Below are 5,581 nucleotides of genomic sequence, written 5' to 3'. Positions count from 1 at the left end.
GACGTTGTTCAGGGCCGACTTGATAGGCGATGCGCAGCGCGTCGCGAAAGCCTCGGGTGATGAGCAGCACCGTCCGATCGCCCTTGCGCTCCAGAAGCGCGTTGGTGGCGACGGTCGTGCCCATCTTGACCGTGCCGATGCGCGCGGGCTCGATCGCGCCGCCCAAGAGCCGCCGAATGCCCTCGATTGCGGCGTCCTCATAGCTTCGGGGTTTTCGGACAAAAGCTTGAGCGGATGCAGGGTGCCATCCGGCTCGCGGCCCACCACATCGGTGAAGGTGCCGCCACGGTCGATCCAGAAATCCCACACGCTCATGCCCGGTCCCCTTGTGCTGCCCACCAAGGGGTGCGCAATCCCCCTTCGATGGTCAAGTGAAGCCCCCTGCGCGCAGACGCCCAGCCTATGGGCAAATGCCCGAAGCTATGGCAGTCTGCGACCGGGAGAATTTCGACGGCTGACGGCGAGGAGGACGGCATGGCGCGCGACTGGGATCTCATCATCTTCGACTGCGACGGAGTGTTGATCGACAGCGAACTGCTGAGCGCGGAGGTGCTGATAGACCTGCTGGCCACCGATGGGGTCGTTATCGACTTCGACCATGTGCGCCGCAATTTCCTCGGCCGCAGCTTTCCCACGGTGGCGCGGCACATCCGTGAGGAGCTGGGCCACGACCTCGCGCCCGATTTCGAGGCGCTCTACCGTGCGCGCCTTCTGAAGCGGTTCGAGACCGAGTTAAGGCCGATGCCGGGCATCGCCCCGGTGTTGGCAATGCTCGGCGCGCGCGGCGTTCCGGTTTGCGTGGCGACCTCGTCCTCCCCGCCCCGCGTGGCGCGCTCTCTCGAAATCGTGGGACTGGCCCCGGCCCTGCCGCATGTTTTCACAGCCAGTCAGGTGGCGCGCGGCAAGCCCGCGCCCGACCTGTTCCTGTTCGCCGCCGAAATCATGGGCGCGGCCCCGGCCCGCTGCCTCGTGATCGAGGACAGTCTGCCGGGGCTCGAAGCCGCGCAGGCCGCCCGCATGTCCGCCGTGCGCTATACGGGTGGCAGCCACCTCGCCAGAGCCCAACTGCGCCACGACCCCGGCATGCCGATCCTTTCGGACTGGGCCGAGTTGCCCGCCCTGCTCGACCGGCTGCGGCCGGAGGCGGTGGGATGAGCCAGTCGCGCTTCACCCCCGAGACCACGCGGCTTGACGACGCCGCGCGCGCGGGCTGGCTCTATTACGTCGCTGGCAACACGCAGGACGAGATCGCGAAGAAGCTTGGCGTGTCGCGCCAGTCAGCGCAGCGGCTGGTGTCGCTCGCCGTGTCGGAAAAGCTGGTCAAAGTCCGACTCGACCATCCGATCGCGCGTTGCATGGACCTATCCGGCGCGCTGGCGCAGCGGTTCAAGCTCAAGGTGATCGAGGTGGTCCCCACCGATCCGACCGCGCCGGAACTGCTGACCGGGATCGCCATCGCCGCCGCGGCCGAGATGGAGAAGCTGCTGAAGAGCCCGGAGGAAAAGATCATCGCTTTGGGCACGGGGCGTGCGCTGCGCGCCTGCGTGGAACAGCTGCCGCGCATGGACTGCCCGCAGCACCGCATCGTGTCACGCCTTGGCAACATGATGTCGGACGGGTCGGCCACGCCCTACAACGCCGTGATCCGTATGGCCGAACGGGTCGGCGCAAAGCATTACCCGTTTCCGCTCCCGGTGGTGGCGCGCGACGAAGAGGAACTGCGGGTGATGCATGGGCAAGAGCCCGTGCGCCACACGATGCAGCTTTGCGCGCGGGCGGATTTCACGCTTGTCGGCGTGGGTCAGATCGGGATGAACGCCCCCTTGCATGTCGACGGCTTCATGCAGGCTCACGAGATGAACACGCTGGTGGCCCAAGGCGCGGCAGGCGAAATCACCAGTTGGGTCTATGACACCGAAGGACGGGTGATGGACTGCGCCTTCAACATGCGCGTCGCCTCGGCACCGCTGACGGTCGGCGGCGACGCCCCGGTGGTCGGACTCGCGGCCGGACCGGACAAGGCGGGGGCGATCCGCGCCGCGCTGCGCGGCGGCCTCATCAACGGGCTGATCACCGATGAGGCGACGGCCGAGCGGCTGCTGAAACAGTAGCCACCCGGCCTGTTCTTCAACTCACCCGCGGGCGTAACGCTCGAGGGTGGCGGCGACGCCGTCGGTCCAGAGCGCCCTGATCTGCCGGGCGAAGGCATCGGCGAAGGCGGGCTGCTGCCCCAGATCGCCGAAGACGGTCTCGTTCGACAGGAACGCAGCGGGATCGTCCTTGGCAGCGATCGCGCGGGTCTTCAGCTCCTCGGCGTGGTCGTCGTTCGGCGCGAGCGCCTCGCCCGCATCGTTGGTGCCGGCGCAGTAGCGGCACCACAACGCCACTTCGAGCGCGAGGCCATCGACATCGCGGCCTGCCGCCAGCGCATCGCGGATCACCGGCAGCACGAATTTCGGCTGCCGGTTCCAGCCGTCGAAGCACAGCCGCGGGATCGTGTCGCCGATCTCGGGGTTCGAGAAGCGCTCTTCGATCTTGACGCGATAGGCTTCGAAATCGACGCCCTCGATCGGCTCGAGCGTCGGGATGATCTCCCGCGCCTCAAGCGCCGCGAGCCAGGACTTGATCCGCGGATCGGCCATGGCGTCATGCACGAAATGATGGCCCAGCAGCGCCGAAGGATAGGCGATGGCCGCGTGCCCGCCATTGAGGATGCGCAGCTTCATCAGCTCGTAGGGCGCGACATCGGCCACGAACTCCGCCCCGACCTTTTCGAGCGCCGGACGGCCTTGCGGGAAGTTGTCCTCGAGCACCCATTGGCGGAACGGCTCGCAGGCGACCGGCACCGCATCGACGAGGTCGAAGCGGTCCTTGACCAGCGCGCGCTCGCGGTCCGAGGTTGCGGGGGTAATGCAATCGACCATCGAGTTCGGGAAGGCGACGTTGTCGGACACCCAATTCGCGAATTCCGGGTCCGACAGCTCTGCCAGCCCGACGACCGTCTGCTTGGCCACGTGCCCGTTCTCGGGCAGGTTGTCGCAGGACATCACGGTGAAGGGGGCCGCGCCCGCATCGCGGCGCTGCCTGAGCGCGGCGAGGATCATGCCGAAGGCGGTCTTCGGCGCGTCAGGGGTCTCGGCATCGTGGCGAATGTCGGGATGGGATGCGTCGAAGCCGTTGGTCTTGGCGTCGACGAACCAGCCGCCCTCGGTCACGGTGAGCGACACGATGCGGATCGCCGGATCGCTCATGCGCGCGACGAGCTTGGCCGCATCGATCTCGGTGAAATCGATCATGGCACCCGTGACGCGGGCCGAGAGACCGGCAGGGTCGAGCTCGACCACGGTGGTGAGCCAGTCCTGCTTTAGCAGCAGGTCCCGCATCCGCGAGTCGCCGGCGCGTACGCCCGCGCCGCTGATCGCCCAGTCGTGATCCGCCCCGATCGAGAACAGCCGATCGAGATAGACGGCCATGTGGGCGCGGTGAAAGTTGCCGACGCCGATATGCACGATGCCCGCCGAAAGACCGGCGCGGTCGTAGCTCGGCCCTTCGACGCCTTCGGGGAGGCGATCGAGGGCAGCGGCGTTGAGATCAATGGCCATGTCAGCCTCCTGTAGGAAAGGGATGAGCCGTCAGCTCATCCATTGGCCGCCGTCGACGTTGTAGGTCTGCGACACGATATAATCGGCCTCGTCCGAGGCCAGGAACACGGCCATGCCGGTCAGATCGGCAGGCGTGGCGAAGCGTCCGGCGGGCACGCCGGCGGCGACCTCGGCCTTCTTCTGGCCGGGCTGCTTGCCTTCGAGCCTCGCGAACATGCCATCGACATGCTCCCAATGTTCGCCGTCGACCACGCCGGGTGCGATGGCGTTGACGTTGATGCCGTGCTTGATGAGGTTGAGCCCCGCCGACTGCGTCATTGAGATGACGGCTGCCTTGGTCGAGCAATAGACCAGCACCAGCGGCTCACCGCGACGACCGGCTTGGCTCGCCATGTTGATGATCTTGCCGCCATGGCCTTGGGCGATCATCTGCCGGGCGGCGGCCTGCATGGTGAAGAGCGCGCCTGCGACGTTGACGGCGTAGAGCTTGTCGAAGCTCTCGCGCGTGATGTCGACCGTCTCGGCCGCGTCAAAGAGGGCTGCGTTGTTGACGAGGATATCGATCTTGCCTGCGGTCTCGACAACCTGCGCGATAGCGGCGTCGATGCTGTCCTGATGGCTCACATCCATCTGCACCGCATAGGCGGCGTCGCCGATCTCCGAGGCGGCGGCCTGCGCCGCCTCGAGATTGATGTCGGCGATGGCGACGGTCGCGCCCTCCTCGGCATAGCGCTTGGCGAAAGCCAGCCCGATGCCGCGCGCGGCCCCGGTGATCAGCGCGGATTTTCCCGCCAGTTGGGTCATGCGATCCGCAACCCCTGTGCGTCGAAGCGGTGGATCTTGTCGGCCTGCGGCGTCAGGTAGACGGTGTCGCCGTGATGCAGGCCCACCTCGCCACCGGCCCGGATGGTCAGCGTTTCGGCCAGACCCGTGTCGTGCACGTGGAAGAAGGTGTCCGAGCCCAGATGCTCGGCCACGCCGATCCGGCCCTTCCAGGCGCCGTCGGTGGGTGAGACGTCGATGTGCTCGGGACGCACGCCGATGGTGGCGGCGTCGTGCTTGCCGGCCTCCGCGCCGTCGATCAGGTTCATCTTGGGGCTGCCGATGAAACCCGCGACGAAGGTGTTGCGCGGCGCCTTGTAGAGTTCGAGCGGGCTTCCGACCTGCTCGATGTTGCCGGCGCGCAGCACCACGATCTTGTCGGCCATGGTCATCGCTTCGACCTGGTCGTGGGTCACGTAGATCATCGTGGTATCGAGCTTCTTGTGCAGCTCGGAGATCTCCATCCGCATGCCGACGCGCAGCGCCGCGTCGAGGTTCGACAGCGGCTCGTCGAAGAGGAAGGCCGCCGGTTCGCGGACGATGGCCCGGCCGATCGCGACCCGCTGGCGCTGGCCGCCCGAAAGCTGGCCGGGGCGGCGGTCGAGATAGTCGGTGAGGTTGAGCGCGCGCGCCGCGTTGTCGATGCGCCGCTTCTGCTCATCCTCGGGCATGCCCGCCATCTTCATCGGGAAGGCGATGTTCTTGCGCACCGACATATGCGGGTAAAGCGCGTAGCTCTGGAACACCATTGCCAGGCCGCGCTTGGCGGGCGGCAGGTCGGTGGCGGGTTTGCCGTCGATGCGGATCTCACCGGCGGTGACGTCTTCCAGCCCAGCGATCAGCCGCAGAAGCGTGGATTTGCCGCAGCCCGAGGGGCCGACGAAGACGACGAATTCGCCGTCATTGATGGTGAGATCGAGAGGCGGGATGACCTGAACGTCGCCGAACTGCTTGGTCACCTTGTCGAGCGTGATGCGTCCCATTGGTGTCTTCCTTATTTCACTGCGCCGAAGGTGAGCCCGCGGACGAGCTGCTTCTGGCTGAACCAGCCGAGGATGAGGATCGGCGCGATGGCCATGGTCGAGGCAGCCGAGAGCTTCGCGTAGAACAGGCCCTCTGGGCTCGAATAGCTGGCGATGAAGGCGGTGAGCGGCGCG

The 5,581-nt window shown here is 66.8% G+C and carries 5 protein-coding genes and 2 pseudogenes; 2 read left to right on the top strand and 5 right to left on the bottom strand.

Translation table 11 applies throughout. The annotated features are described in order from the left end of the window. Positions 1 to 315, bottom strand: a pseudogene (locus tag MBELCI_RS20225) (hydantoinase/oxoprolinase N-terminal domain-containing protein); the annotation flags it as partial. 159 nt (positions 316 to 474) lie between these two features. On the opposite strand from MBELCI_RS20225, the gene MBELCI_RS18255 reads away from it, so the two are divergent. Both MBELCI_RS18255 and MBELCI_RS18250 read left to right on the top strand, forming a co-directional pair. After that, the gene (locus MBELCI_RS18255; protein ID WP_021695724.1) at positions 475 to 1,155 is read left to right on the top strand and encodes an HAD family hydrolase; all 681 of its coding nucleotides are present in this window, start codon (positions 475 to 477) and stop codon (positions 1,153 to 1,155) included. Continuing rightward, positions 1,152 to 2,111 (top strand): sugar-binding transcriptional regulator, encoded by a 960-nt coding sequence (locus MBELCI_RS18250; RefSeq protein WP_021695723.1) that lies wholly within the window; start codon positions 1,152 to 1,154, stop codon positions 2,109 to 2,111. The genes MBELCI_RS18255 and MBELCI_RS18250 overlap by 4 nt, the downstream gene beginning before the upstream one ends. Before the next feature lie 21 nt (positions 2,112 to 2,132). On the opposite strand, the gene MBELCI_RS18245 is transcribed toward MBELCI_RS18250, so the two are convergent. The 4 genes and pseudogenes from MBELCI_RS18245 to MBELCI_RS18230 all read right to left on the bottom strand — a co-directional run. Beyond that, the gene (locus tag MBELCI_RS18245) at positions 2,133 to 3,602 is read right to left on the bottom strand and encodes a mannitol dehydrogenase family protein (RefSeq protein WP_021695722.1); all 1,470 of its coding nucleotides are present in this window, start codon (positions 3,600 to 3,602) and stop codon (positions 2,133 to 2,135) included. Between the two features lie 30 nt (positions 3,603 to 3,632). Next, entirely contained in the window at positions 3,633 to 4,406 is a 774-nt protein-coding gene (locus MBELCI_RS18240) for an L-iditol 2-dehydrogenase (RefSeq protein ID WP_021695721.1), read from the bottom strand. Then, a complete protein-coding gene (locus MBELCI_RS18235; protein WP_021695720.1) occupies positions 4,403 to 5,407 on the bottom strand; it encodes an ABC transporter ATP-binding protein in 1,005 nt (334 codons plus the stop codon). Before MBELCI_RS18235 ends, MBELCI_RS18240 begins: the two co-directional genes overlap by 4 nt. Before the next feature lie 11 nt (positions 5,408 to 5,418). Then, positions 5,419 to 5,581, bottom strand: a pseudogene (locus tag MBELCI_RS18230) (carbohydrate ABC transporter permease); the annotation flags it as partial.

This window comes from Limimaricola cinnabarinus LL-001 (assembly GCF_000466965.1).
GTDB classification, from domain to species: domain Bacteria; phylum Pseudomonadota; class Alphaproteobacteria; order Rhodobacterales; family Rhodobacteraceae; genus Limimaricola; species Limimaricola cinnabarinus.
This window is presented reverse-complemented; position numbering and strand designations above follow the sequence as displayed.

Coding starts and splice junctions, on each gene's coding strand:
- MBELCI_RS18255 (WP_021695724.1), top strand. CDS start 475: ATGGCGCGCGACTGGGATCTCATCATCTTCGACTGCGACGGAGTGTTG.
- MBELCI_RS18250 (WP_021695723.1), top strand. CDS start 1,152: ATGAGCCAGTCGCGCTTCACCCCCGAGACCACGCGGCTTGACGACGCC.
- MBELCI_RS18245 (WP_021695722.1), bottom strand. CDS start 3,602: ATGGCCATTGATCTCAACGCCGCTGCCCTCGATCGCCTCCCCGAAGGC.
- MBELCI_RS18240 (WP_021695721.1), bottom strand. CDS start 4,406: ATGACCCAACTGGCGGGAAAATCCGCGCTGATCACCGGGGCCGCGCGC.
- MBELCI_RS18235 (WP_021695720.1), bottom strand. CDS start 5,407: ATGGGACGCATCACGCTCGACAAGGTGACCAAGCAGTTCGGCGACGTT.